At 71.9% G+C, this 26,208-nt stretch carries 27 protein-coding genes; 8 read left to right on the top strand and 19 right to left on the bottom strand.

The features are described from left to right. Positions 1-11 precede the first annotated feature (11 nt). Positions 12-2,252, top strand: coding sequence for a heavy metal translocating P-type ATPase (locus F1734_RS06175; RefSeq protein ID WP_124259174.1), 2,241 nt, complete (start codon positions 12-14; stop codon positions 2,250-2,252). Positions 2,253-2,337: 85 nt separating this feature from the next. Continuing rightward, positions 2,338-3,054, top strand: coding sequence for a hypothetical protein (locus tag F1734_RS06170; RefSeq protein ID WP_010593832.1), 717 nt, complete (start codon positions 2,338-2,340; stop codon positions 3,052-3,054). 131 nt (positions 3,055-3,185) lie between these two features. Here the strand turns inward: F1734_RS06170 and F1734_RS06165 are convergent, their stop codons facing one another. Continuing rightward, positions 3,186-4,664: a carboxylesterase/lipase family protein gene (locus tag F1734_RS06165; RefSeq protein ID WP_017680634.1), complete on the bottom strand. Its 1,479-nt coding sequence runs from the start codon at positions 4,662-4,664 to the stop codon at positions 3,186-3,188. A gap of 152 nt (positions 4,665-4,816) precedes the next feature. On the opposite strand from F1734_RS06165, the gene F1734_RS06160 reads away from it, so the two are divergent. Both F1734_RS06160 and F1734_RS06155 read left to right on the top strand, forming a co-directional pair. Next, entirely contained in the window at positions 4,817-5,353 is a 537-nt protein-coding gene (locus F1734_RS06160; RefSeq protein WP_010593830.1) for a flavodoxin family protein, read from the top strand. A gap of 102 nt (positions 5,354-5,455) precedes the next feature. Then, entirely contained in the window at positions 5,456-6,100 is a 645-nt protein-coding gene (locus tag F1734_RS06155) for an MBL fold metallo-hydrolase (RefSeq protein WP_010593829.1), read from the top strand. Between the two features lie 54 nt (positions 6,101-6,154). Here F1734_RS06155 and F1734_RS06150 read toward each other — a convergent pair whose 3' ends face one another. From F1734_RS06150 to F1734_RS06095, 12 genes are all read right to left on the bottom strand, one after another. After that, positions 6,155-7,798 (bottom strand): FAD-binding dehydrogenase, encoded by a 1,644-nt coding sequence (locus F1734_RS06150; RefSeq protein WP_017680633.1) that lies wholly within the window; start codon positions 7,796-7,798, stop codon positions 6,155-6,157. A gap of 48 nt (positions 7,799-7,846) precedes the next feature. Further along, positions 7,847-8,551 (bottom strand): DUF2334 domain-containing protein, encoded by a 705-nt coding sequence (locus F1734_RS06145; protein WP_010593827.1) that lies wholly within the window; start codon positions 8,549-8,551, stop codon positions 7,847-7,849. Positions 8,552-8,581: 30 nt separating this feature from the next. Further along, positions 8,582-9,235: a 5,6-dimethylbenzimidazole synthase gene (gene bluB / locus F1734_RS06140; protein WP_010593826.1), complete on the bottom strand. Its 654-nt coding sequence runs from the start codon at positions 9,233-9,235 to the stop codon at positions 8,582-8,584. A gap of 5 nt (positions 9,236-9,240) precedes the next feature. Next, complete coding sequence (locus tag F1734_RS06135; protein ID WP_010593825.1) at positions 9,241-9,735, bottom strand: glutathione peroxidase; 495 nt, start codon at positions 9,733-9,735, stop codon at positions 9,241-9,243. Positions 9,736-9,804: 69 nt separating this feature from the next. Next, positions 9,805-10,641 (bottom strand): methylamine utilization protein, encoded by an 837-nt coding sequence (locus tag F1734_RS06130; RefSeq protein WP_203011435.1) that lies wholly within the window; start codon positions 10,639-10,641, stop codon positions 9,805-9,807. A 45-nt stretch (positions 10,642-10,686) separates the two neighbouring features. Next, entirely contained in the window at positions 10,687-11,019 is a 333-nt protein-coding gene (locus F1734_RS06125; protein ID WP_010593823.1) for a cupredoxin domain-containing protein, read from the bottom strand. Beyond that, positions 11,016-11,360, bottom strand: a complete 345-nt coding sequence (locus tag F1734_RS06120) for a plastocyanin/azurin family copper-binding protein (RefSeq protein WP_203011434.1) — start codon at positions 11,358-11,360, stop codon at positions 11,016-11,018. Before F1734_RS06120 ends, F1734_RS06125 begins: the two co-directional genes overlap by 4 nt. 11 nt (positions 11,361-11,371) lie before the next feature. Next, positions 11,372-12,982, bottom strand: a complete 1,611-nt coding sequence (locus F1734_RS06115; protein WP_040274038.1) for a multicopper oxidase family protein — start codon at positions 12,980-12,982, stop codon at positions 11,372-11,374. Then, positions 12,979-14,292: a hypothetical protein gene (locus F1734_RS06110; RefSeq protein WP_026137730.1), complete on the bottom strand. Its 1,314-nt coding sequence runs from the start codon at positions 14,290-14,292 to the stop codon at positions 12,979-12,981. Before F1734_RS06110 ends, F1734_RS06115 begins: the two co-directional genes overlap by 4 nt. Further along, the gene (locus F1734_RS06105; RefSeq protein ID WP_010593819.1) at positions 14,289-14,951 is read right to left on the bottom strand and encodes a methylamine dehydrogenase light chain; all 663 of its coding nucleotides are present in this window, start codon (positions 14,949-14,951) and stop codon (positions 14,289-14,291) included. The genes F1734_RS06110 and F1734_RS06105 overlap by 4 nt, the downstream gene beginning before the upstream one ends. A 36-nt stretch (positions 14,952-14,987) precedes the next feature. Then, entirely contained in the window at positions 14,988-15,602 is a 615-nt protein-coding gene (locus F1734_RS06100) for a redoxin domain-containing protein (RefSeq protein ID WP_010593818.1), read from the bottom strand. Between the two features lie 41 nt (positions 15,603-15,643). Then, complete coding sequence (locus tag F1734_RS06095) at positions 15,644-16,234, bottom strand: MauE/DoxX family redox-associated membrane protein (RefSeq protein ID WP_029539987.1); 591 nt, start codon at positions 16,232-16,234, stop codon at positions 15,644-15,646. A 436-nt stretch (positions 16,235-16,670) separates the two neighbouring features. Between F1734_RS06095 and F1734_RS06090 the strand changes: the two genes are divergently transcribed. Then, a complete protein-coding gene (locus F1734_RS06090) occupies positions 16,671-18,134 on the top strand; it encodes an APC family permease (RefSeq protein ID WP_119699455.1) in 1,464 nt (487 codons plus the stop codon). Next, on the top strand, positions 18,131-18,892 hold the full coding sequence (locus F1734_RS06085; RefSeq protein WP_017680627.1) for an IclR family transcriptional regulator: 762 nt from the start codon (positions 18,131-18,133) through the stop codon (positions 18,890-18,892). The genes F1734_RS06090 and F1734_RS06085 overlap by 4 nt, the downstream gene beginning before the upstream one ends. 139 nt (positions 18,893-19,031) lie before the next feature. Here F1734_RS06085 and F1734_RS06080 read toward each other — a convergent pair whose 3' ends face one another. Both F1734_RS06080 and F1734_RS06075 read right to left on the bottom strand, forming a co-directional pair. Further along, positions 19,032-20,297 (bottom strand): serine hydrolase domain-containing protein, encoded by a 1,266-nt coding sequence (locus tag F1734_RS06080; RefSeq protein ID WP_017680626.1) that lies wholly within the window; start codon positions 20,295-20,297, stop codon positions 19,032-19,034. A 34-nt stretch (positions 20,298-20,331) separates the two neighbouring features. Further along, positions 20,332-21,399: a helix-turn-helix transcriptional regulator gene (locus F1734_RS06075; RefSeq protein ID WP_017680625.1), complete on the bottom strand. Its 1,068-nt coding sequence runs from the start codon at positions 21,397-21,399 to the stop codon at positions 20,332-20,334. 87 nt (positions 21,400-21,486) lie between these two features. On the opposite strand from F1734_RS06075, the gene F1734_RS06070 reads away from it, so the two are divergent. Both F1734_RS06070 and F1734_RS06065 read left to right on the top strand, forming a co-directional pair. Then, positions 21,487-21,948: a cupin domain-containing protein gene (locus F1734_RS06070; protein ID WP_017680624.1), complete on the top strand. Its 462-nt coding sequence runs from the start codon at positions 21,487-21,489 to the stop codon at positions 21,946-21,948. After that, positions 21,945-22,349, top strand: coding sequence for a DUF1304 domain-containing protein (locus F1734_RS06065; protein WP_017680623.1), 405 nt, complete (start codon positions 21,945-21,947; stop codon positions 22,347-22,349). Before F1734_RS06070 ends, F1734_RS06065 begins: the two co-directional genes overlap by 4 nt. A gap of 6 nt (positions 22,350-22,355) precedes the next feature. On the opposite strand, the gene F1734_RS06060 is transcribed toward F1734_RS06065, so the two are convergent. The 4 genes from F1734_RS06060 to F1734_RS06045 are packed head-to-tail and all read right to left on the bottom strand — an operon-like array spanning position 22,356 to position 26,005. Beyond that, positions 22,356-23,120, bottom strand: a complete 765-nt coding sequence (locus F1734_RS06060) for a (2Fe-2S)-binding protein (protein WP_234420164.1) — start codon at positions 23,118-23,120, stop codon at positions 22,356-22,358. Next, complete coding sequence (locus F1734_RS06055; RefSeq protein WP_026137726.1) at positions 23,113-23,895, bottom strand: ABC transporter ATP-binding protein; 783 nt, start codon at positions 23,893-23,895, stop codon at positions 23,113-23,115. Before F1734_RS06055 ends, F1734_RS06060 begins: the two co-directional genes overlap by 8 nt. Continuing rightward, a complete protein-coding gene (locus F1734_RS06050) occupies positions 23,892-25,001 on the bottom strand; it encodes a FecCD family ABC transporter permease (protein ID WP_064066464.1) in 1,110 nt (369 codons plus the stop codon). The genes F1734_RS06055 and F1734_RS06050 overlap by 4 nt, the downstream gene beginning before the upstream one ends. After that, positions 24,998-26,005 (bottom strand): ABC transporter substrate-binding protein, encoded by a 1,008-nt coding sequence (locus tag F1734_RS06045; RefSeq protein WP_017680619.1) that lies wholly within the window; start codon positions 26,003-26,005, stop codon positions 24,998-25,000. Before F1734_RS06045 ends, F1734_RS06050 begins: the two co-directional genes overlap by 4 nt. Between the last annotated feature and the right edge of the window lie 203 nt (positions 26,006-26,208).

The following is a 26,208-nucleotide window of genomic DNA, read 5'->3' as shown; positions in this document are numbered from 1 at the left end:
GGGACCCGTCCATGACCACGGGCGAGATGGTGCACGAGGTAGAACTCTCGATCGGCGGCATGACCTGCGCTTCCTGCGCGGCCCGCATCGAGAAGAAGCTCAATCGGATGGACGGGGTGACCGCCACCGTGAACTATGCGACCGAGAAGGCCAAGGTCGCCTACGCGGACGGGGTCGCCCCCGACGACCTCGTCGCGACGGTCGAGGCGACCGGCTACACCGCCGCCCTGCCCGCGCCGCCTCGGGACGAGGAGACCACCGAGGCCACCCCCGAACCGGACGAGGCTGCGGCCTGGCGGCAGCGCCTGACCGTCTCCGCAGTTCTCACCGTGCCGGTGGTACTGCTGTCGATGATCCCGGCCCTGCAGTTCGACAACTGGCAGTGGCTCACCCTGACGCTCGCCTCCCCCGTCGTCGTGTGGGGGGCGCTGCCCTTCCACCGCGCCGCCTGGACCAACGCCCGGCACGGCGCCGCCACGATGGACACCCTCATCTCCGTCGGCGTCACGGCCGCCTACCTGTGGTCGCTGTGGGCACTGTTCTTCACGCACGCCGGCATGACCGGCATGCGCATGTCGTTCGATCTGCTGCCCACCGGCGACTCCGAGCCGCACATCTACCTCGAGGTCGCCGCCGCCGTCACCACCTTCATCCTCGCGGGACGCTACTTCGAGGCCCGCGCCAAGAGGCAGTCGGGCGCGGCGCTGCGGGCACTGCTCGACATGGGTGCCAAGGACGTCGCGGTGCTACGCGACGGTGACCTCGAAACCCGGATCCCGATCGGCCGACTCGCCGTCGGCGACCGGTTCGTCGTGCGGCCCGGGGAGAAGATCGCCACCGACGGCGTCGTCGTCTCGGGCACGTCGGCGGTCGACGCGTCGATGCTCACCGGCGAACCCGTGCCGGTCGAGGTCGCGCCCGGCGACCAGGTCGTCGGCGCCACCGTCAACGCTGGGGGCCGCCTCGTCGTCCGCGCGACCCGCGTCGGCGCCGACACCCAGCTCGCCCAGATGGCACGCCTGGTGACCGAGGCGCAGAACGGCAAGGCCGAGGTGCAACGGCTCGCCGACCGGGTGTCGGCGGTGTTCGTCCCCATCGTCATCGGACTGTCGCTGCTCACCCTCGCCGCATGGCTGCTCACCGGCAACTCGGTGACAGCGGCGTTCACCGCGGCCGTCGCGGTGCTGATCATCGCGTGCCCCTGCGCGCTGGGTCTCGCGACCCCGACCGCGCTGCTCGTCGGCACCGGTCGCGGCGCCCAGCTCGGCATCCTCATCAAGGGACCGCAGATCCTCGAATCGACCCGCCGCGTCGACACCGTCGTGCTCGACAAGACGGGCACCGTCACCACCGGCCGCATGGCCGTCGCGGCCGTGCACACCGCCGACGGTGAGGACGACGGCGAGGCACTGCGCCTGGCCGGGGCACTCGAGCACGCTTCCGAGCACCCCATCGCGCGCGCCGTCGCCGAGCGGGCCGCGGCCACCGGCACTCTCCCGCCCGTGGAGAACTTCGAGAACCACGGTGGCCGAGGAGTTTCCGGTGTCGTCGACGGTCACGCCGTGCTCGCGGGCCGACGGTCGTGGCTGCGCGACGAGTGGTCGCTGACCGCCCCCGAATCGCTGCGGCGCAGCGCCGACGACGCCGAGGCCGAGGGCCGCACACCGGTGTGGATCGCCTGGGACGGACGCATCCGGGCCGTCGTCGTCGTCTCCGACACGATCAAGGACACCTCCGCCGCGGCGATCGCGGAGCTGCGCGAACTCGGTCTGCGTCCCGTACTGCTCACCGGCGACAACCGCAGTGCCGCCGAGACCGTCGCAGCGCAGGTCGGCATCGACGAGGTGATCGCCGAGGTCCTGCCCGCCGACAAGGTCGACGTGGTTGCGAGGCTGCAGAACGAGGGCCGGGTCGTCGCCATGATCGGCGACGGTGTCAACGACGCGGCCGCCCTCGCCCAGGCCGACCTCGGGCTCGCGATGGGCACCGGCACCGACGTCGCGATCGAGGCCTCCGACCTGACCCTCGTGCGCGGCGACCTGCGGGCCGCGCCCGACGCGATCCGGCTCGCCCGCGCGACGCTGCGCACCATCAAGGGCAACCTGTTCTGGGCGTTCGCCTACAACGTCGCGGCCCTCCCGCTCGCGGCGCTCGGGCTGCTCAACCCGCTGATCGCGGGGGCGGCGATGGCGTTCAGTTCGGTGTTCGTGGTGAGCAACAGCCTGCGGCTGCGGCGGTTCAGCCCGCGCTGAGCCGGCCCGGGCGAGGCCGACGCGGTGCTGCCGGGAGTCGTCGATTCCCCGGCGGCGCCGCGTCGCGCTGTGTCACGCTCGACGCATGCAGTCCGAGCCGGACCCGCTGCTGCTCACGGTGCGCAACCTCGCCCGCTTCCACCGCGAGCACGAGAAGTTCTATTCCGAATCGCCCTATCACGACGTGATCCGGCTCCAGCGCAGCTCCCGTGCCCTGAAGGCCCTCGCCGAGCGGTGGTCGGTGGTCGCACCGGCCGACGACACGTCGCCGAGCCCGTTCGCCGGGGCACCCGACCTCAACGACGACCGCGCCACCGAGACGCTCGGCATCCTGTTCATGGAGGGCGGCGGCGAACCGGCGGAGATCACCCGGCTGAAGACCGACCTGCGCGCACTCGCCGAGGCGAGCCGGACGACCGGGCAGTGGCTCGCGTCCGCCATGGCGACGGCCTGGGACATGCTCGAGGCACTGCTCACATACCCGGAGCTGGCGGACCTGCTCGCCGAACGGCACCGGATCGTCTCCCACGACTGGCAGTGCGCGTCGACGACCGAACTCGTCGCCCGCCACCTCGACCGGGCGGTCGCGATCCTCGAGCGGGTGGACTTCGCTCCCACCGCACTGCGGGCGGACCTCGCCGCCGACCGTATTGCCCCGCGCTACCTCTTCTCGGCCGCGGAGATGCTCGACCACGCCTCGGATCTCGCCGCCCACAGCGCCGTGCTCACACACGAGAACGAGCGTCGCTGGCGGATCTTCCACGAGCGTGTCGAGCAGCTCGTCGCCGGCACCGACCGGTAGGGGCACTCGGCGGTCGGCACCCGGAAACGGGGGCGGGCGGCCGAATGTCACATCGCGTCGATCTGACCGAACCGATGTGACATTCGGCCACGGGCGGCGGGACGCACCGTCGTCCGGATCCGGCCGGGGCGTCACCCGATCCAGCACGCCAGCTCGTCGGACCGCGGGTCCACCACCACCGGATCGCCCTCGCCCCCGAACACCCGGACCGGTCGCGAGGCACCGACCGGTGCCCACCCGGGATCTCCGGTGGTCGCGAATTGCACCCAGGCGCGGTGCATCTCGTCGGCGAGCGACTGCGGGGGCCGGTCTCCGGTGAGCCGGTGGGCGACGTCGAGACGGTCGAAGACGAACGCGATCTCGAGCGCATGGCACGCCCGCAGGTCCTGAACCGGGCTCGGCCACGCGAACTCGTACAACCGGGCCGTTCCACCGCCGCGGACGATCGCGTCCGCGAGGGCGACGGTGCCCGACCGGAACGCGTAGTCGGTGAGGATCGCGGCGAGCACGTCCCCGGGACTGGCCCCGGGACGGTGACCGGCGTACAGATCGGCGATCGCGGGATCGATCCCGTACCGGTGCAGGACGAACGGAAGGGTGTCACCGGTGATCACCGCGGCGATGCCGGTCGGCACCAGGAAGAACCGGAACTCGTCGGTGGTCGTTCCGGCCAGCACCGGCACATCCGTGCCTGCCCCCGCGGCGAGCGCGTCGATCGGCAGCGACGGAAGCACCTCACCGTCGATCGTGGGGAACAGGCTCATCACCCCCAGTCCGCGCTGCACCACCGACTCACCCCACCGGGCCGGATCCGGATTCTGTGCCAGTTCGAGACCGAGATCGTCCTGCGCGGACTGCAGGCGGCCGGGGTCGAGGGCACCGAATGCCGCGGCGGTGGCCGGCACCCCCAGGTTGCCGGCGAGGACGGCCGTCACCCGGCGCGCGTCCTCGACGTCCGCGGCCGCGGTGGCATTGCCGCTCTGCACGACGGCGCGGTGGAACAGGCCCGTCGCGGCGGGCGAGGCGAGCAACGCGGCCACGCTCATGCCGCCGGCCGACTCGCCGAACACCGTCACGTTGCCGGGGTCGCCGCCGAACGCCCGGATGTTGTCCTGCACCCAGCGCAGCGCGGCGATCTGGTCGAGCAGGCCTCGGTTGTCCGGCGCGCCGTCGAGCGAAAGGAACCCGGGGACTCCGAGCCGGTAGTTGACCGACACCAGCACCACCCCGTCGCGCGCGAAGGCACGCCCGTCGTAGCTCTCGATCCGGTTCGAGCCGCGGGTGAATGCGCCGCCGTGGATCCACACCATCACCGGCAGTGCCGAGGCACCCGGGTCCGGGGTCCACACCGACAGGTTCAGGCATTCGTCGCCGGGCTCGATGACGTTGCCGAGCAACGCGGCCGCGGGCGCGGCGTACGGCGACTGCGGACAGGTGGGGCCGGGTACGGTGGCGTCACGCGCCCCCTCCCACCGGGGTACCGGTGCCGGAGCGGCGAACCTCGCCGGTCCCACCGGGGCCGCCGCGTACGGGATGCCCAGAAACGCCCACACCCCGTCGACGACCGTCCCCCGGACCGCGCCCGCTCCGGTCTGCACCGTATCCGTCATGTCCCGTTCCTCTCCTCGCGGCTCCTCACAACGCCACCCACCCGAGCGAATGTATCGCTGATCTCCGCAGGAAAGGCCCGTTCGCTCGGTCCGACGGCTCCTATGCTGAGTGGGACGGTCATCGACTTTCCGCCCAGCCGAGGAGGCGCGGCATGCGAGCACTGGTGGTGTACGAATCGATGTTCGGGAACACCCGTCACGTGGCGGAAGCCGTCGCGCGCGGGCTGGGATCCGCGGTACGCACGGTTCCCGTCACCCAGGCACACGAGGAGAACCTGTCCGACTACGACCTCGTGGTGGTCGGCGGCCCCACACATGCGCACGGCATGAGCCGCGAGTCGACGCGCCACGGCGCGGCCGAGCAGGCCGAGAAACCCGACAGCGGACTGACGCTCGAACCCGACGCCGAGAGCGAGGGCGTCCGCGAGTGGCTCGATTCGCTGCCGTCCGGCGGCGGCAGGGCCGCAGCGTTCGACACACGCATCGACCTGGCGGCCGTGCTCACCGGCCGCGCGGGCAAGGGCATCGCCAAGAAGCTGCGCAAGCACGGGTTCGAGCTCGTCGCCGATCCGGAGAGCTTCCTCGTCGACAAGCAGTCGGCACTCGAGCCCGGCGAGGAGGAACGCGCCGAGCAGTGGGGCCGGTCGCTCGCACAGCAGGCGGCGAGCGGATCCGAAGAAGTGCGCTGACCCGCCCGTGGGCCGAGCGGATGTCCCGCTCGTCTCCGTGGGCCGACACGACGATACCTCCGCTCGGCGCACAGCCGCGCCCGACGGTCCATACTCGGGTCTATGCGACTGACCCACTTCGGACATTCCTGCCTGCTCGTGGAACACCTCGGCGCGACGATCCTGTTCGACCCGGGCAACTTCTCGCACGGCTTCGAGGGCATCACGGGGCTCGACGCCATCCTGGTCACCCATCAGCACCCGGACCACGCCGACCCGGCGCGGCTGCCGGCGCTGGTGGAGGCCAACCCGGGGGCCGCCCTGTACGCGGACCCGCAAACCGCCGCTCAGCTGGGCGGCGGCTGGCAGGCCGTGCACCCGGGCGACGCATTCACCGTCGGCGACGTGCGGGTGCGCGGCACGGGCGGCCGGCACGCCGTCATCCACCCGGAACTGCCGGTCATCGACAACACCGCCTACCTGCTCGGTGACGACGAGAACCCGGCGCGTCTGCTGCATCCGGGCGACTCGCTGTACATCCCGCACGAGAGGGTCGACGTGCTCGCGCTGCCCGCCGCGGCGCCGTGGTTGAAGATCTGGGAGTCGGTGGACTACCTGCGCGCGGTCAACCCGCGGGTGGCCGTCCCGATTCACCAAGGCATCCTCGCAGACCAGGCCACCGGCATCTTCTACGGCCGTTACTCCGAGATGGCCCCGGAGGGCACCGAGTTCCGGGTCCTGCCCGCCGAGGACTCGGTCGAGGCGTAGCCGCCGGTGCGTCCTTTGGGCTGCGGTAGCCGCCCAAAGGACGCACCGGCCGCGTCAGCGGCCGGCGGCGCGGCCGGCGGCGCGGCCGGAGAAGATGCAGCCGCCGAGGAAGGTGCCCTCGAGCGAGCGGTAGCCGTGTACCCCGCCGCCGCCGAACCCGGCGACCTCCCCCGCCGCGAACAAGCCCTCGAACACCGAGCCGCCGGTCGTCAGTACCCGGCCCGACAGGTCGGTCTCGAGCCCGCCCAACGTCTTGCGGGTGAGCAGGTGCAGCTTGACCGCGATCAGCGGACCGGCCTTCGGGTCGAGCAACCGGTGCGGGGCGGCGATGCGGGTGATCCGGTCCGGCACGTAGGCGCGGGCCGCGCGCATCGCCGCGACCTGCAGATCCTTGGTGTACTTGTTCGCGATCTCGCGGTCCCGGGCCTCGACGACCTGCCTGACCGCCGCATAGTCCAGGGGCGCGTCCGGGGTGATCTCGTTCATCCCTGCCACCAGGTCGGCGAGGGTGTCGCGGACGACGAAGTCGACGCCGCGCTGCTTGAACGCCTCCACCGGTGCCGGCGCGCCGGGCTTGACCCGCTGCAGCACCTTGCGGATGTCGCGGCCGGTCAGGTCCGGATTCTGTTCCTGGCCGGAGAGCGCGAACTCCTTCTCGATGATCTTCTGGTCGAGCACGAACCACGTGTGGTCGTGCCCGCTGCGCACGATGTGCTCGAGGGTGCCGAGGGTGTCGAAGCCCGGAAACAGCGGGACCGGCAGTCGCTTTCCGGTCGCGTCGAGCCACAGCGACGACGGGCCGGGCAGGATGCGGATGCCGTGGTTGGGCCAGACGGGGTCGTAGTTCGTGATGCCCTCGGTGTAGTGCCACATCCGGTCGCGGTTGACGATGCGCCCGCCGGCGCGCTCGGTGATCTCGAGCATCCGCCCGTCGACGTGTGCCGGCACGCCGGTGAGCATGTGCTTCGGCGGGTCTCCCAGCCGCTTCGGCCAGTTCTTCTTCACCAGGTCGTAGTTGCCGCCGATGCCACCCGAGGTGACGATCACCGCGCCGGCCGAGAATTCGAACTCGCCGGTCGCCACGCGCGACGACGCCACACCCCGCGCCGCCGACGACGGTTCGAGCACGGTTCCGCGCACCCCGGTGACGGCGCCGCCGGTGACGACGAGGTCGTCGACGCGGTGCCGGTTCCGCAGGATCACCCGGCCACGGTCGACGCCGTCGAGCACCGTGCGGGCGAAGATCTCGACGAGTCGCGGTCCGGTTCCCCACGTGATGTGGAACCGGGGCACCGAGTTGCCGTGACCGCCGGCGTCGTAGCCGCCGCGTTCGGCCCAGCCGACCATGGGAAACAGCTTCAGCCCGCGTTCCTTCAGCCACGCGTGCTTCTCGCCGGCCGCGAACTCGACGTAGGCCTGCGCCCAGCGGCGCGGCCAGTAGTCCTCGTCCTCCCGGTCGAACGCGGCACTGCCCATCCAGTCCTGCAGGGCCAGGTCGTACGAGTCGCGGATGCCGAGCCGGCGCTGTTCGGGGGAGTCCACGAAGAACAGCCCGCCGAACGACCAGAAGGCCTGTCCCCCGAGGTTGTGCGAGTTCTCCTGGTCGACCAGCACGACGGTGCGCCCGGCGTCGAGGAGTTCGGCTGTGGCGACGAGCCCGGCCAGACCGGCGCCCACCACGATCACGTCTGCGTCCATGCCCGCCAACCTACTGCAGGGTAGGTTCGCGTGGGCGGATCTCCGGGGTCAGGCCGCGCCGAGTGTGCGTGCGCGCGGCGGCCAGCGGTAGACCGAGGGCTGCGCCTCGAGGTGCAGGGCGAGGTCGACCGCGTCGAGCATCGCCTGCCGCGGTCCGGGACGGTCGAGCTGCTTGCCGGAGATGGACAGCCGCAGCAGCCCCCCGCGACGGGCGACCCGGCCGGCGCCGATCACCATCGCCCGGCACCACCACGGTTCGGCCTTGGCGCCCTCCCCGATGCCGAACACCCGCGCGTGGGTGACGGTGTCGCGGTGAAGGTCGTGGATCCCGGCGACGCCGGCCATCAGCCGGAACCCGGTGGCGGGCAGCGCCGCGACGGCCCCCGGCGAGGCGAGCCAGCGCGGCGGTGCGAACAACCGGGTCCGCAGTCCCGTCTCCTCGAGCACCCGGTCGGCGGCGAGCAGCCGCAGCCGCGCCTCGTGTTCGGGCAGGACCGCGAACTCGGCGCGCCGCCGCTTCGTCGCGGCCTGGTCGTAGCCGTGCAGCACGATGGCGTCGCCGCCCTCGCGACGCTCGAGCAGCCACTCCTGGGTGTGCGGGTCGCGTGCGAGCCGGTAGTGGTCCTTCATGCGCGGCGCGACCAGCAGCGACAGCGGCACGCCGCGAGCGTCCATCTCCCGGGCGAAGGCGTCCACCGCCGGGCGGGTCTCGTCCCTGATGCCCGACACCGACACGATCAGCTGGCCGCTCATGGGCTCCACGGTGCCAGGGCCGGGTGAACGTCAGGCGTCGCGCACCTGAAGGGTTTCGGCATGCACGGCGTCGGCGAGGGGCCGGCCGGTCCGCCATCCGAACCGCTCGAGGTCGGGCACGTCCTGCAATCGGGTCACGGGACCGACGCACAGCCACGCGATCGGCCGCACCGGGGGCCGGGCTCCGACGAAGTCGGCGAGGAACGCCTCGTCGTAGAACGACACCCAGCCGACGCCGAGTCCTTCGACGGTTGCCGCGAGCCACAGGTTCTGGATCGACAGCACCGCCGAGAACACGCCCACGTCGTCGACCGTGTGCCGGCCGAGGATGTGCCGCCCTCCGCGCGACGGGTCGTAGGTGACCACGATCCCGGTGCCCGACTCGACGATGCCTTCGACCTTGATGGGATCGAACGTGCGCCGCCGGTCCTCCGGCAGCGAGTCCGCGAACGCGCGACGGCATCCGGCGACGTGGTCGGCGAACTCGGCGAGCCGCTGCGGGTCGCGGACCACGACGAAGTCCCACGGCTGGGTGTTGCCGACGCTGGGTGCCGCGTGCGCCGCCCCCAGCACCCGCCACAGGACCTGCTCGTCGACGCGCTCACCGGTGAACTCCGCGCGGACGTCGCGGCGGGCACGGATCACGTCGTACAGCGCCGCCCGCGCATCGATGGTGTCGGTCATCGCGCTCAGCGGGGCAACGCGGCTTCGAGGGCGGCGATCACTTCGGGAGCGTCGGGCTCGGTGCGGGGCCGGAACCGGGCGACGACGTTCCCGTCGGGTGCGACGAGGAACTTCTCGAAGTTCCACTGCACGTCGCCGGCCTCGCCGTTCGCGTCGGGGTGCCGGGTGAGTTCGGTGTAGAGGGGGTGCCGGCTCTCGCCGTTGACGTCGATCTTCTCCCACAGCGGGAACGTGACGCCGTAGTTGGTGGAGCAGAAGGTCTGGATCTCCTCGGCGGTCCCCGGCTCCTGGCCCATGAACTGGTTGCACGGCACGCCGACGACGGTCAAGCCCCGGTCCGCGTACTCGACGGCGAGCTTCTCGAGCGCCGTGTACTGCGGAGTCAGGCCGCACTTGGAGGCGACGTTGACCACGAGGACCGCGCGACCGTCGAACTCGGCGAGGGAGGTCGGCACCCCGCCGAGGGTGTTGATGCCGATGTTCTGCAGAGAAGTCGTCATGCCGCCCGACGTTAGTCGCGACGGTCCCCGGGGCGGTAGTGCGCCCCGGGGCCGCCGCGGGCAGGCACGTCAGAGTGCGGCGACGACCGCGAATGCGCCGAGGGCGACGAGCGCGGCGCCGGTCAGCGTCTGCACCCGGCGGTCGACCACGCACATCGCCGACAGGAAGCCCGGCATCGACCCACCGCCGCGGGTGTGCACGATCGCCAACAGGCTCGGCAGGCACCGGCCGAGCGAGACGAGCGCGAACAGCGCGGCACCGAGGACGGGTGAGCCGGCCGCGGCGACGCCGAGCACCAGCAGGTAGTACGCGCTCGACCGGATGAAGATCACGAAACCCGGCCCGATGAGGGCGCCGAAGAGCAGCGAGACCTTCCACGGTGCCATCGACCGACGCAGGTGCCGCGGCAGCTGCCTGCGGCGCATCGGCGTCGGCAGCGTCACCAGGCCCAGCTCGTGCAGGCCGTAGGCGAACGCGACGACACCCCACGCGAGGAGCGCCCACGTCACCGGGACCGCCCCGGCGACGAGCGCACCGAGCGCCCCGACGAGCGCGCCGGTCGGGGCACCGGTCGCGATCGAGCCGAGGGCGTGCCAGCCGAGCCGGCGCACCGGGGTCGACGAACCCGGACGGTCGGGCTGCTTCGGGGCGGCGACGACGCCGGCGACCGACATGCCGCACGTCGACCAGTTCGCGGCCAGGGCGGTGACGGCTCCGGCACCCACGACCGCGGCGGTCGTCGCTGCGGGCCCGGACGGGGTGAGCAGCGCCGCCGCCCCGGCACCGGCGACGCCGGCTGCGGCGATCAGCGCCGCACGGGTGTGCGACGGCACGGCCTTCTGCAGGGTGGGACGGATGTCCGGCACGTCCGTCGTCAGCGGCTCGTGCGCGAGAACTGCGGTCATGACTTCCTCCAGGGGATCGGTGTTTTCCGGATACGGACGGCTGGTTCAGGATTCGGTGACGGTGACGGTGACGGTGCCGGTCATGTACCGGTGGACCGAGCAGGTGTACGGGTAGGTGCCCGGTTCGTCGAAGGTGCGGGAGTACGTACCCTCCGCGGTGATCCCGCTGTCGAACGACCCCTCCGATACGACCTGGTGCAGCACCCCGCCGTCCTCGAACCGCCATTCGACGGTGCCGCCGGCCGGCACGGTCACGTCGGGCGGCGCGAAGTGGACGTTGCGGACGACCACCACCGCGTCCGGGGGGCGATCGGACGGGCCGCAGGCTGCGACGAGCGGAAACAGCAGGGCCGCAGCCCACCCCGGCTGCCGGCTCATTCCCGGACGATCACGGTGCCGACCATCATCGGGTGCGGCGTGCAGTGATACGTGAAGGTGCCGGCTTCGTCGAACGTGTAGGAATACGTTCCCTCGGTGAGGAGCTCGCTCTTCAGCCGGCGCTCGAGAGGGCCCTCCCCCACCACGTCGTGCGGCAGTCCGCCGTCGTCGAAGCGCCACTCGACGGTCTGGCCCTTCTCGATCGTCACCGACTCCGGGTTGTAGGCCATGTTCTTCACCTCCACGACGACGGTGGGCTCGGCCGAACCTCCGGCGGTGCCGCAGGCGGACAGGCTCACCGCGGTCAGCAGGCCGGCGAGCAGGACGGCGAACTTTCGCATGACGATTCCTCTCATCGGATGTACCGCAGGTTCGCGGTCATACCGGCTTCGAAGTGGTAGGCGTTGTGGCAGTGGAACATCCATTCACCCGGATTGTCGGCGTCGAATTCGATCGCGAGTTCGGCACCGGGCAGCACGTTGACGGTGTCGCGGCGCAGCCCGCCGTAGGCGCCGACCGCGAAGGTGTGCCCGTGCGTGTGCATCGGGTGCCACATCGTCGACGAGTTCTTCATCGTGATCCGCACGCGCTCACCCTGTTTCATGACCAGGCGGCCGGCGTCGGTCCCGGCCATGCCCCACACGTAGCGGCCCCCCGCCTGGATCAGCTCGATCCGGTAGTCCCGATCGAGTTCGCGTGGATCGAGCCGCACGGCCTCGACGGGCCGCAACGCGCTCTCCGCAACGAGCCGGCCGCCGAGTTCGGGGATCGCGCCGCCCACGTCGGCGTCGGCCATCGGCACCGCGTCCGGGGTGCGCAGCACCGTCGAGGCATATCCTGGCCGCCCTTCGACCTTCGCGACGATCGGCCACACGCCCGACTTCACGGTGACGAGGACGTCGTAGCGTTGCGCCATTCCGACGACGATCGTGTCGGCGACGGTGGGCTGCACGTCGAAGCCGTCCGCCGCGACGATCGTGAGTTCGTGCCCGGCCACCGCGAACCGGTACGGGGTCTCGGCCGCCGCGTTGACGATCCGCAGCCGCACGCGCTGCCCCGCCGCGGCGACGACCGGGGTGGGATCGTTCGGGGGCCGGCCGTTGATCAGGTGCAGCGGGTACGCGATGTGCTGGGTCATCCCGCCGAGCGCCGCGGAGTCGCCGTGCCCGGCACTCACCAGCTGCCGGGCGACGTCCAGGTCCCCGGCGGGCTGCGCCCCGGGTGCCGCACCACCGCCGTGCCCGCCGTGCCCGCCGGAGATCGCGGGGTTGAGCGCGGTGAGCACCGCGTCGGGTGTGGTGCCCAGGCCGTCGAGCCAGTCGTCGAGGACCAGCACGGCGTCGGCGTCGGCGCCGGTGCGGTCGTCGGGGTCCTCGACGATCAGGGCGCCGAACAGCCCGCGATCGGCCTGCAGGCCGCTGTGCGAGTGGTACCAGTGGGTGCCGGGGTCCGGGACGACGAAGCTGTAGTCGAACGTCGTGCCGGGCGCGATCGCCGCCTGGGTGACGGGCGCAGCACCGTCCATGTCGTTGCGGATCCGGATGCCGTGCCAGTGGACGGTGGTGTCGGCATGCAGGTCGTTGCGCACCGCGGCGTCGAGCCGGTCACCCCTGCGGACCCGCAGTTCCGGGGCGACGGCCCGGCCCCCGTACGTCCAGGTGTCGACGAGACGCCCACCCAGGTCGACGGTGGCGACGCCGGCGGCCAGCGCGAACGACGCCACGGTGCCGTTCCAGCCGCGGGCGGCCTCGGCGGCGGCGACCTCCGGGTCGGCCGGGGAAATGTAGTCGAGATCGGCCGCCGCCCCGTTCTCCGCGCCGGCGCCGGCCGGTTGCGTACCGGACGATGCGGTGGCGCAGCCGGCGGCGCCGAACCCGAGCGCGCTCATCCCCAGCGCCCCGGCCCCGAGGGAGCCGAGGGCCAGGAACCTGCGCCGGCCCAACACGGCGCCGGGTGGTCTCATCCGATCACCTCGGGGGTGAGCAGATCGGTGAAATCCTCGACGTTGCCGCTGATCTCCACCGAGGAGACCTGCTGCCCGGTCGCGGCGTCGAACCCGACGATGCGCTGCGCCGCCTCGCCCTGCCCCTCCGGGTTGCCGCCGAGCACGTAGAACGTGGCGCCGTCCACGGAGAACGCCATGCTCGCGATGTCGGTCAGTCCCAGGTCCGGCAGGCTCAGCGACCGGATCGGCGCGAGGTTCGCGGCGTCGGACAGCACGATGCGGGCCAGGTCGCCGCCGCGGGCGGAACTGGGATGGATCGGTGAGTCGGTGTAGGCGATCGCGATCCGGGTGCCGGTGTTGTCGATGACGTCGCTCGCGAACCGGCCCTCGGGCCGGCCGGCGTTGCCGATCGGCGTCACCGCGTCCTGCGGCAGGCCGTTCGAGAAGTCGAAGACGTACACGTCGCCGTTCTCCCCGACCAGCAGGGCCTTGCGTGCCTCGGCGGCCCACCCGACCTTCCGCGCGCTGACGAAGTCGTCCGGCAGCACCTTCGCCCGGGCGGTCTCGGCGGGCACGCCGTCGTCGCCGACGGAGATCCGGACGAGCTCACCGGTCTCCTCGCACACGCTGTAGATCTCGTGGTCCACGGTCCAGGTGAACGGTCCGCAGCCGACGAGCTGCACGGCTCCGCTCTGCTGCCTCGTCTCGAGGTCCACGACGCGGACGCCGTAGAGGCCGTCGTCCCAGGTGACGAAGTACCGCCCGTCGGAGGTGACCGCGTTGGAACCGGGCCGCGAGTGCACACGCGCGACGTCGGGCAGCAGCGCCTCGGCGGGCTCGAGCAGGTTTCCGGAGTAGGTGCTGACGGTGAAGTCGGCGGCGCCCCGCGATCCGCGGGGACGCCACACTTCGGCGGCGAGAACGGCCGGGTCGGACGGGGTCTCGCCGACGAAGCCGTGGATCACCGGGTCCCAGATGCCGGGCCCGACGACGATGCGGCTGCCGGCGACACCCGTCTTCGGGTCGAGGACGTTGACACCGAGCTCCAGCTTCCCGAATCCGCCTGCCACGGCGACGAGTTCGTCGCGCCCGATGGGCTCGATCTCGGAGACGTGCAGCGGTTCGGGGATGGTGTCGCCGATCTCCTGGTCGTCGTGCCCGAGGGCGATGCCCTCCCCCGGGGTGGTGAATTCGACGGTGGGATAGGTGACGTCGCCGGCGGTGCTCGGGTCGTCGCCGGACGAGCCGCAGCCGGCGAGGGTGACGAGCAGCGCGAGGGGCACGGCGGCCGCGGCGGGACGCACGAGGCGACGGGAACGCAATGTCATGATCCGGCACCGACCTTCGGACGCTCGGCGGGACGGGCCTGGCAGTCCTCGCCGATGATGGGGGCCATGGTGCAGGTGTACGACTGGGATTCGTCGGAGACGCACCAGATGATCTCCTGGTCGTAACTGCCCGAGACCGGGTTGTACATCACGGCCTGCATGTCCGGCTCGCCGCAGAACGCGTTGGAGCACGACGGGGCCCCGCAGCAGTCGTAGTAGGCGATGAGGTAGGTCTTGCCGGTGTCGGGGTTCGTGCAGCACCCGACCCAGAATTCGGCACCCGGTTTGCTGCCCGGCGCGCACGTGGTCACTCCGCCGCCGTTGCAGGCCGCGCAGGAGGTGCCGTCCATGTTGCACCAGCGCCAGTACTCGCACTCGGCCGGATCCTTGCCGTCGTAGACGGGCACGAGCGGTTCCGGGCCGGGATCGGGTGCGGGCTCCTGCGCGAACGCGGTGCGGGTCACCGGAAGCGAGCTGATGAGCGCCACTCCCGACACACCCATCGTCCAGCGGCCGAGACGGCTGATCATCGAGCGGCGCGACACCTGCTCCGACATCCGGCGTCCGGTCCGGCTCATGAACGAGCCGCCCTTGCCGGCCATCCAGGCGGCCTGTTCCTCGACGGTCTCCTTGTCGACCGGGTACCGGTTCTCGTACATCTCTTCCAACGCATCTCTCCGTTCGTCCGGGGGGATTCAGGCGCTCGCGGCGGCGCGGGCCTTGGCCTGTTCGTGCAGGTGCTGCAGCGACGGGGTGCCGGTCTCGAGGGCGTTGAGCAGGCTCTCGACCTGGGCCATGTGGTTGCACAGGCCCTTGGCGCGGATCTTGCCGTGCTCGTCGAGGATCACCCCGTAGGGCGTGGTGCCGACCTGGTAGGCGATGCCGACGTCGCGGCCGTCGACGTAGCTCAGTTCGGTGCCGATGTTGCTGCCGGCGAGGAACTGCCGGTGCTCCTCGGGTGTGCCGTCGGAGACGATCACGACGTCGAAGTCCCTCTCCGCCTTGGCCATCGCGCGGACGCCGGGCAGCAGACTCTTGCAGGTGGAGCAGGTGGGCGCCGTGAACAGCAGCAGCTGCGGCCGGTCCCGGTGCCCGCCGATGCCGACGGTGCGTCCGACGTGGTCGGTGAGGCCACGGAAGGACGGACCCGCCTGCTCGATCTTCGGGCCGGTGTCCATCATGCGGGCCCCGAGGGGTCCGAGCCGGACCTGCACCCGGCCGATCTCGCGGGCCAGCGCGAGCACCATCAGGAACAGCACGGCGACCGCCGCCGTCAGCACGGTGACCGCAACGAGAAGAATGGTGTCCATCTATCGGTCCTGTCTCGGAAAGGGTTTCGGGAGAGGGGTTCTCAGGCGCCGTAGCGCGACACGGTGGCGACGGCACGCAGTTCGGCGGACGCGGGGGTCAGGTGTTCGTCGACGGGCCGGCGCCCGACGTGGACCACGGCGCGCAACTGGGCTGCCGCGAGGGCGGCGGTGAGGACGAGCGCCGCGAGTGCGAGCGCTGCCGCCTGCTCGAGCACGCCGATGCCCGGGGGCCCGGTGAGGGCCAGCACGATCGACACGACGGCGAACCCGCCGGCCCGCACCGAGTGGAACCAGCCGATACGCGGCGCCGCATCGTGGTCGCCGAACGCGAAGCAGCCGCAGTCGAGCTCGCGCCGGCCGCGGGCGAGGTTCACGGTGAGGCCGACGAAGAAGCCGAGGAACAGCACCGCTGCGGCGGCCGCGGCGGTGCGGCCGGCGACGCCGAACACCAGCAGGGCACCCACGACGATCTCGGCGGCGGGCAGCACCCGCGCGACCACCCGCTCGACCCCGGACGGCAGCAGCCGGTAACCGCGGACAACGCGCAGCAGCCCCTCGTGATCGCCGGCCTTCGGCACCCCCGCGAGCAACAACGTCCCGCCGACGAGCGCCGCTACCACCGCCCACATCATGGTCGTCCCCTTCGCAGTCGAATGATCGTGCCGCTCAATCGTGCGCACCGGATGCGTCGCGAACGGGTCGTCGGGGAAACGTCCGGGGGCACCGCGAGTGGAACCCGGCGTCGCGGTGCGCCTCATGCGAACGCTGCAGGTGGGCGCGGTTTCTCGACCTTTCGGAGGACCTGTTCGCCGGGCACCCGGGCCGTGGGGTGGCGCGGGCCACAGCGCTGTCCCGGGCGGATTCCCACTTGCCGTCCACATGTCGTTCGCGGAGGAAACCGTCGCGTAACACCGCGGCGCTACGTTGTCCCTCGCCCTGAGGCGGTTCACCGCCCGGGTGCCGGCACCGCCGGCCGCACGGACGCACAGACGGGACACGACGATCGTGACAACCGCACTCCGGGCCGCGATTGCCCGCTCACGGGATGCCGGAACTCGCCGGGATCCGGTGTACTCGCCGCTGCGTGCCCTCGGCCGCCGGCAGCTCACCCCCGTCGACCTGCTCGGCCAGTCCCTGTCGACGATCGCGCCGGCCACCGGGATGGTGTTCATCGCGCTGTGGATGGTGACTCACCGCCCGGGCGTGGGCGGCCTGCTCGCGATCGCGGGGACCACCGCCGTGGTGGCGTCGGTGGCGCTGTGCATCACGCAGTTCACGCGGCGGCTCGCCGCGGCCGGCTCGCTCTACAGCTTCGTGTTCCAGGGCCTGAGTGCCCGCGCGACCCTCACCACGGGCGCGGCCCTGCTGGTGGGCTATCTCGGCATCTCGATCTCGGTGATGTCGCAGGCCGCGCAGAGCCTGCTCCGCATCGCCGACCTGCTCGGTGTGCACGTGTCCGGTGCCGCGCCGTGGTCGGTCACGATCGGTCTCGTGGCGCTCGCCGTCGCGGTGATCACCGTGCGTGGGGTGCGGTTCGCGACGCGCGCGATCCTGCTGGTCGAGACGTGTTCGCTCGTGCTCGTCGTGGCGCTCATGGTGGGCACCCCGGCCGGGGCGGGCCCGGCCACCACCGAACTGCCGGACGCCCCGCTGAGCATCATGCCGTTCCTCGCGATGCTCACCGTGCTGTCGATGGCCGGCTTCGAGAGCGCCGCGTTCTTCGGCCCGGAAGCCAAGCGGCCGTTGGTGACCGTCACGCGCACCGTGCTGATCTCTCCCGTCGTCGTCGGTGTGCTGTTCGTGTTCGCTGCCTGGGCCGCGTTGTCCGGTCACGCCGCCGTCGTCGTCGGCGCGTACTTCGACGGCACGGCGTCCGGCGCGAGCGTCGGCGTGGTGCTCGCCGTGCAGGCGGGTATGACGTGCTCGTGGCTGGCATCGACCCTGGGCTGCGCGCAAGCCGGTTCGCGGTTGCTGTATTCGATGGGCGTCGAGCGGGTGCTGCCGAGCACCCTCGCCCGGGTCCACGACCGGTTCCGCACCCCGCATGTGAGCGTGCTCGCCTTCACGGCCGCGAGTCTCACCGGTGCATGCCTGTATGCGTCCCTCGCGGAGGCGGATTCGGGGTCGTTCGACGGTGTCGTCGAGATCGGCCTCGTCGTGGCCTACACACTGGTGGCCGTCGCGTCGTTGCGGTTCCTGCACCGCATCGGCGAGCACACCGTGGTGACGCGGGCGGCCGCGGTGTTCGTCTCGGTCCTGGGGATCGGTCTGCTCGGCTACATCGCCGTCGACGGCACCGCGCACGGCGTGTGGATCGTGCCCGCGGCGCTCGCGGCGGTCGCGGTGTCCGGCACGGTGTGGCAGTACGTCCTGCGGCGGGTCCGGCCGGGCAGCCTGGCGACGATCGGGGCGTTCGACTCGGTCGAGACCGGGGACATCCTCCCCGGGGCGGGGACTCTCGTGATCGGTGCGGACGGGCGGCCGCGCATACTTCCGGACGTCCCGCACTCCCGCGACGGGGACCCGGCTTGACGGCGCACGTGTCCGTGCACGCGGACGACTCGCACTTCAGCGGGCAGCAGCCGGGCGCGGTGCAGAAGGCACTGGGAATGCTCGAGGCGGTCGCGCAGCTCGGCCCCGGCACGTCCGCGAAGGAGATCGCCAGGTTCGCGGGGGTGCCGCCGACCACCGCGTACCGCATGCTCAACCTGCTCGTGGCCGACGGGTTCCTCGTCCGTGTGCCGGACCTGTCCGGCTTCGCGCTGGGCCGTCGCACCGCGGAGCTGGCGCGGGCGGCCGTCGAGACGAGCCCGTCGCCGACGCTGCACGACGCCGTGGAGGAGCTGCGGACCCGCACCCGCTTCGGGGTGCACGTCGCGTCGTTCGCGGCCGGGCGGCTGCGGTTCGTGGACAAGGATCCCGACCACGAGATCGTCGCCGTCGGTGCGCTGGCGAAGAACCTGCATGCCAACGCCCTCGGCAAGCTGATGCTCGCGCACCATCCGCACGTGCGTCCCGATCCGCGGCTGCGTCGCCTGACCGACCACACGATCTGCGACCCCGGCGTTCTCGCCGAGGAACTGCGCGCCGTCGCTGTCGCGGGTTACGCGTACGAGGGTGAGGAGTGCCGGATCGGGCGGGCCGCGCTGGCGGCGCCGATCCGGGACCGGTCGGCGTTCGTCGTCGGCGGCCTCTACCTGCAGGGGTCGGCGTCGCGGGTCACCCCGGACGACGCGGCGCTCGTCCGGTTCCTCGTCGACGGCTCGGCACGGCTGTCGGGGCTGCTCTGACGGGGAATGTCACCGGGTGGGTAGGGGCGGGAATGTCACCGGGTGGGTAGGGGCGGGAATGTCACCGGGTGGGTAGGGGCGGGAATGTCACCGGGCGGGCATGGGCGGGAATGTCACCGGGCGGGCATGGGCGGGAATGTCACCGGGCGGGCCGCGACGGGGGCGCGTCGTCCGGGGCGAGCTGCGCACCGATCCGCCGGAAGAGCGTGTCGGCCTCGTTCGAGTACGCGCCGGCGTCGTCGAACGCCGCCGGCGCGTAGGTGACGGCGACGGCGACGGCGATCTTCTGCGACGGCAGGTATGCCTCGACCGCGGCGTACCCACCGAACAGCGGGTTCTGCATCAGCCAGTTGCCGGTGATCACCACCCCGAGTCCGTAGGTGTAGCCCTCGGACTGCGGGAAGCACGTGGGACAACCGGGAAGCGCGGTGGTGCGGCCGCGCAGGTCGGTCGACACCATCGCCCGGTACGACTCCGGTGAGAGCAGCGCGCCGGTGCCGACGGCGACCGCGGTGTCGTGCAGGTCGTGGATGTCGGTGGTCTGGACGGCCCCGTGGGTGATCGTCCAGGAGGGATTCCAGAACGTGGATTCCTCGTAGAAGGGGGTCGCGACGGGGATCCCGAGCGCCTGCCGGCGTTCCGAGCTGAACGCATGCAGCACCGGTTCCGGGATCGCCGGCGTCTGCGACGGCGTCGTGCCGTCCAGTCCGAGCGGGTCGAGCACCTTCTCCTGCAGCAGTTCCGCCACCGGCCGGCCGGTGATCCGTTCGAGGGCCATGCCGAGGATCACGTAGTTGGTGTGCGCGTAGTTCCAGTTGGTGCCGGGCTCGTAGAAGAGGGGCTGGGACGTGCCGAAGGCGAGAAGTTCCTCGGGTGTCCAGTTCCGGAACGGGTCCCGGTAGATCGCGTCCGACAGTTCGGGATTCTGCACGTAGTCGGCGTAGCCGGAGGTCATCTGGGCGAGCTGGCCGAGGGTGACCCGGTCCGAATGCGGGATGTCGGGCAGCCACGTCGAGACCGTGTCGTCGAGGCGGACCGTCCCCTCGTCGACGAGTTGCAGCAGCAGCGTGGCGACGTAGGAGATGGCCACGGCGCCGTTGCGGAAGTGCATGTCGGTCGTCGCCGGCACGCCGGTGGTGGATTCGCCGTAGGCGCGGGTGAGGATCTCCCTGCCGTCGACGGTGACGCGCACGATCGCCGCCTTCAGATGCGACTCCGCCATGGTGTCGCGCACGATCCGGTCCACGGCCTCGGCCTGCGCGGGGTCGGCCGACGAGGAGGTCGCCGACGCGGCCGCGTTGTCCGCCGATCCGGGCGGGCCGGGTGCCGCGTCGTCCGTGGCCGTGCAGGCGACCAGGAGCCCGAGGGCGCACAGCACGGGCAGTATCCGCCGGGTCAGGGGCATACCTGATCTTGGCAGATGCGCTCGACCGGTGTGCTCACTCCGGCGCGGCGACGGCGGCTCGGCGCAGGTCCCGTCCGGACCGCAGGAGGGCGGTGAGTTCGGCCCGGCTGCGCACGCCGGTCTTCGTGTAGATCGCCTTGAGGTGATCGTGGACGGTGTTCGGGGTGATGCCGCGACGGGCCGCGATCTCGGCGGTCGAGTACCCGGCCATCGCCTCGAGGCACACGTCCCGTTCCCGGGCCGTGAGGGCGTAGGCGGCGAGCAGCAACTCGGCGAGTTCGCCACCGGCCGCGGGCTCGAGCGTGACCACGGTCTGCGGTTCGTCACCCCCGAGCAGCGCGGTGGCCCGCAGCAGGATCCAGCCGCCGGTGGTGTCGCGGATCCGCGTTCGGAACACACCCGAACCGCTCGCACGCGCCCCGAACGCGGCGGCGCGCACCATGACGGCCAGCCGTCCCGGTGCGATCTCGTCGAATCGTTCCTCCCAGTCGCGGGCGGCTGCCGTGAGCGCGAGGGGCTCGCCTCCGGCCCCGGTCAGGACCACCGCCGGACCCGGGTCGCCCCGGCCCGAGGGGGCGGTGGCGCACACGGCGGCGCGGGTCGCGACCGCCACCGCCGGCGCCACCTGCGTGAGGAACTCGACCTCGGCATCGGTGAAGTCCACCCCGGATCGAACGAATCCTGCTGCTCCCCAGCACAATTCACCACTCCGGAAGATCACGCGCAGTTCGTTCTCCACTCCGAGCGGACGCCACACCTCGGCGTGGCGAAGACAGTGGGCCACCTCGTCCGAGGGCAGATCCGATCCCCGGGTCGCCGTGCGGCCGGTGCGGAACAACTCGGCGAAGGTGCCGGGATCGTGCCCGCGGTACTCGCTCTCGGCGAGCAGCGGCTCGTACTCCGGCGGAATCCGGTCGGGGCCGCTGGTCATGGAGCCGATCGTCAGGGACCGGGGATCGATCATCGCCCAGCACGTCAGGTCGCTGCGCACCGTTCGGCCCACGAGTTCGATGGCACGCTCGTGCACCTGGGTCACGTCGGCGCCGGCGGCGGCGAGCGCCACCACCTCCCGGCCCACCTTCTCCGCCCGGATCTCGAGCATGATCCCAGTATGCGCCGGTGGCGGGCTACCACCCATCCCCGTTTCCGGGGATGGGCCACCGGCCGGGCGGTTCCTAACGTGACAGGCATGACCGAGAACACCGAACTCTGCAGGATGGGCGAGGGCCGTCGTCTCACCCTGCCCGACGCCACCGTCACGGCCCTGTCCACCGGCGCACACGCCGGCGGAGCGTACGAACTCTTCCTCGTCGAGGCGCCGCGCACCGAGCCGCCACCGCTGCACGCCGAACCGTGGGCCAAGTCGTATCACGTTCTCACCGGCCGGATCCTGGTCCGCGCCGGCACGGAGGTGCACGAACTCGCGGGCGGGGACACGATCACCGTGGCGGCGGGAACGATGAACTCCTTCACCGTCCTGACCGGCACCGCGACCTTCCTGCTGATCGCGGCCGGGACGTCGATGAGCGGCTTCTTCGGCGCGCTCGAGGGCCTCGCGTCGCCGCAGTCGCCGGGCGAGTCCGCCCGCGCGCTCCGAGCGGTCGCCGACCGGTACGGGGTCGCGCTCGCAACGGAGGCGGGTGCGCCGTGATCACCCTCGCCCAGCTCGCCGCGTCCCTCGCCGCGGCAGTGCATCTGCTCGCGTTCGTGTGGGAGACGCTGCTGTTCCGGCGGCCGTCGATCCACGAGGACCTGTTCCGCATTCCCTCCGGCGACGTCGCGGCGGTGCGGATGTGGGCGTTCAACGTCGGCTTCTACAACCTGTTCCTCGGCGCCGGGGCGCTGATGGGGGTGGCCCTGTGGCGGGCGGGCGAGGACACGGTCGGACGCGCGCTCGTGCTCTACACGTGTTCGTTCATGCTGCTCGCCGGGATCGCCCTGTTCGTCTCGGACCGCCTGGCCATGAGCCGGCCCCGCGGCGCCGGGCTCGGGGGTGCCGCGGCGCAGTGCACGCCACCGGCGATCGCGCTGATCGCGCTCGCGGCGGCCTGATCCGCGTCACGTCCGTGCGGCGACGTACCGCCGCAACGCCGCGTCGCGGTCGGCCGGTGCCCGGCGCGGACAGCTCGTGCACTTGTCGCTGCCGGTCGCGCGGTAGATCAGACAGCAGGAGCTGCGGCGCACGAAGCGCCGTCCCGATTCCGGCGATCCCGGCGCCGCCGTCCCGCTCCCGCCCGGTCCGACGTCGACGAAACGCGGTGGGAGCAGGGGCGGTACGGACAGCACGGCGGCAAGAGCGCATCCGTCCTCGGTGCGGTGGGCGGCACGCCCGGCGTCGAGGGCGCGGTTGGCGATCGAGTCGGACGCGACGGCCCACAGCGCCCGCTCCGAGGCACCCGACACCCCCGCGAGCGGTACGACGATCGCCGACAGCGCCGGCCCGAGAGCACGCGCGAAGGCATCGGCCCCGGTCAGCAGGTGTGAGGACCGTACCGCGCCGAGGTAGCCGTCCGGTCGCAGCGTGCAGCGCCACCGTGCCGGGTCCGGGTCGGGGGCGCAGCCGGTGGCCAGGAGCATCGCGACGGGTCCGGCCACGAGTGTCGAACTCGCCGAGTACCACCAGAGCGTGCCGGCGACCCGGGGGTCGGGGCAGTCCCATCTGCGTCCGGTGTCGCGGACCCGTTCGGCCAGCCACTGCGGATCGGTCGAGAGCCTGCCCGGAAGGACGACGGGCCCGAGGTCGACGGTGTGCGCGAAGTCGCCGAGCAGGGACCGGGCCGCGGCATAGGCACGCGCCACGGCACCGGAGTGGCGGTCAGGCATCGACCGGCCCCCGGACGTCGAGGGTGCGCCGGCCGTCGCCGTCCACACCGACCCGGCCGCGGACGCCGAAGACCTCCGCCAGCAGCGCGGGTTGCAGGACGTCCTCCGGAGTTCCCTCGGCGACCACCGACCCGTGGTTCAGCACCGCCATCCGGTCGCAGTACTCGGTCGCCAGCCGCAGGTCGTGCAGCGTCACCAGGACGGCGAGCCCGTCCGCGGCGAGGCCGCGCAGCAACTCCAGCACGGTCAGCTGGTGACGCAGGTCCAGGTGATTGGTCGGCTCGTCGAGCAGCAGCACCCGGGGCTGCTGGGCCAGGGCCCGGGCGATGGAGACACGCTGACGCTCTCCCCCGGACAGGGCGAGCACGTCGCGGTCGGCGAGGTGCAGCAGCCCGAGCCGGCCGAGCACGTCCTCGACCACCGCCCGGTCGTCGTCGCCGAACGGTTCGAGCCAGCCGCGGCGGGCGGTGCGCCCGAGCTGCACCGATTCGCGGACGGTCGTCCCGCCGAGCGCGACCGGTTCCTGGACGCCGACCCCGACGAGGCGGGCGAGGGAGCGGCGCGTGACGTCGGTGACGTCCCGGTCGTCGACGGTGATCGTGCCGGCCCCGACCGGCACCGCGCGGTAACAGGCGCGCAGCAGGGTCGTCTTGCCGCTGCCGTTGGGTCCGACGAGGGCGAGTACCCGGCCCGCCGCCACGTCGAGGTCCACCCCGTCGAGAACGATGCGTTCGCCCAGCCGGGCACGGACCCCGGTGGCGCGCAGGCAGGTCACCACTCCCGCCCGTAGCTGCGCCACAGCATGACGAGGAAGGCCGGTGCCCCGAGCAGTCCGGTGACGACCCCCACCGGCAGTTCGGTCGAGCTGCTGACCGAGCGGGCGACGACGTCGGCCAGGACCAGCGCGAGCGCCCCGGCCACCGCCGCCACGGGTATCGACCGGACGCTGTTGCGGCCGACGAGGTGACCGGCGACGTGCGGGATCAGCAGTCCGATGAAACCGACGGTCCCCGAGACCGCCACTGCCGCGGCGGTGAGCAGCGAGACCGCGAGCAGGATCAGGATGCGGAACCGCCGCACGTCCATTCCCAGCGCGGTCGCCCCGTCGTCGCCGACGAGCAGCAGGTTCAGCTGCCGGCCGCACAGCAGGACGCCGCCGCCGACGACGAGCAGGACCAGCGCGGGCACGGCCAGCACGGACCAGGTCGCATCCCCGAATCCTCCTGCCAGCCAGCGCATCACGGTGCCGAGCTGGTGGTCGTCACCGAGGACCAGCAGGGTGAAGGTGGTCGCCGCGGAGAACACCATCGACATCGCCACGCCGACGAGGACGATCGCGGTGACGGCGTGGGCGCGCACACTGACCGCGATCGCGCCGGCGAGCGGGACCAGGGCTCCCAGGAAGGCCGCGAACGGCAGGGTGAAGGCTCCGAGGGCGCCGCCGCCGACACCCAGGACCGTCACCAGCACCACCCCGAACCCGGCGCCGGAGGACACGCCCAGCAGATAGGGGTCGGCCAGCGGATTGCGGGTCACCGCCTGCGCCACCACCCCGGCGATCGCGAGCGCGGCACCGACGACGGCCGCCGTCAGCGCTCGGGGCAGGCGGGAGTCGACGACGATCGCTTCCCGCGCCGCGGTCCACCACGGCATGAAGGCTCCCGGGGCGAGGCGGTGCGCGACGATCGCCCACACGTCGCCGAAGGGGATGTTCACCGTGCCCAGCGATACGGCGCCCGCCAGCGCCAGCACGAGCGCGGCGAGCAGCGGCGGCAGGATCAGCCACAGCGAACGATGGTGCGCGCCCCCGGCGCCTGCCCGGACCGCCGGGGCCGGGGCGTGCGGCGACGACGGGCCGGTCAGGGTGCCGGCGGCGGTCACGGCGCGTCCGGGAATGCGGCCGGGTGCAGTCCGCGGGCGATCGTCTCGACCGAATCGACCATGCGCGAACTTTCGAAGAAGTCGTCGAGCGGCACGACGACGAATCGGTCGTTGCGCACGGCGGGTGTGGTGGCCACGATCGGCTGGTTCTTCAGATAGGCGATCTTGTCCTGCGCGCTGGTCGCACCGTAGTCCAGAACGACGATCGCCTCGGGTGCGCGCTCACCGACGATCTCCCAGCCGGTGGTGAAGTACGGCTTCGGGCCTTCGGCGGTGATGTTGTCGGCGCCGGCGTAGCCGGCGATGAGGTTGCCGATGCCCACGCCACCGACCGAGAGCGGTTCGGCCTCGCCGGAGTCGTAGAAGAAGGTGCGCACGGGTGCGACGGCAGCCTGCGCCAGCCGGGCACGTACCGCGTCGAGTTCCGCGGTGATCGACCGGGTCAGATCCGCGGCCTGCTCCTCGACACCGAGAAGAGCGCCGAGCTGGGCGAAGTCGTTCTCCAGCAGGGCGATATCGGAGAAGCCGGCACCGCAGTACTCGGAGAACAGGAACGTGTGGATCCCCGCCTGCTCGAGCGCGTCCCGCCCCCGACCGGTCTTGTCGTCGAATGCGCTGCGCATCCCGCCGACGACCAGGTCCGGTTCGAGGTCGCGGATCTGCTCGTATGTCGGGTACTCGGCGGCCAGCGACGGGATCGCCCGGAACTGCTCGGCCGTCTCCGGGAGCGGGTCGTCCTTCTCGCCGTAGCCCATGCCGACGATGCGGTCCCCCACGCCCATCTGGATCAGGGTTTCGGTGACGTGGTCGTTCATCGACACGATCCGCTGCGGGGGCGCGTCGTAGGTGGCGGTGCGTCCGCAATTGGTGATCGAGACCGGTTCGGCGAAGGCTGCCGCGGACGGGCCGGCGCCGATGTCGGCGCCGCGCGAACAACCGGCCGCGGTGGCGACGGCGAGGACGGCGAGAACCGCGGTGGCGGGACGGCGGAAGTCGACGGGCATGGGACCTCGTGCTCTGCTCAGGTGGCACGGGGCAGACTCCGGCACGGCAGCGGCCCCGGACAGAGGTCACCGACTACCCTGCTGGACTCCATCTCGTAGACCACGACGAAATACCGGAGTCGCGCACGTCCATGCAGGCGATCGGGCTCACCGTCGGGTGGACGGTCTACCGTTGCGGGTCAGCGCCGGACTCGGACCGGACT

Source organism: Rhodococcus ruber, assembly GCF_016804345.1.
Classification (GTDB): Bacteria; Actinomycetota; Actinomycetes; order Mycobacteriales; family Mycobacteriaceae; genus Rhodococcus; species Rhodococcus ruber.
Note: the sequence above shows the minus strand (reverse complement) of the source record. Positions and strands in the feature narration are given on the sequence as shown.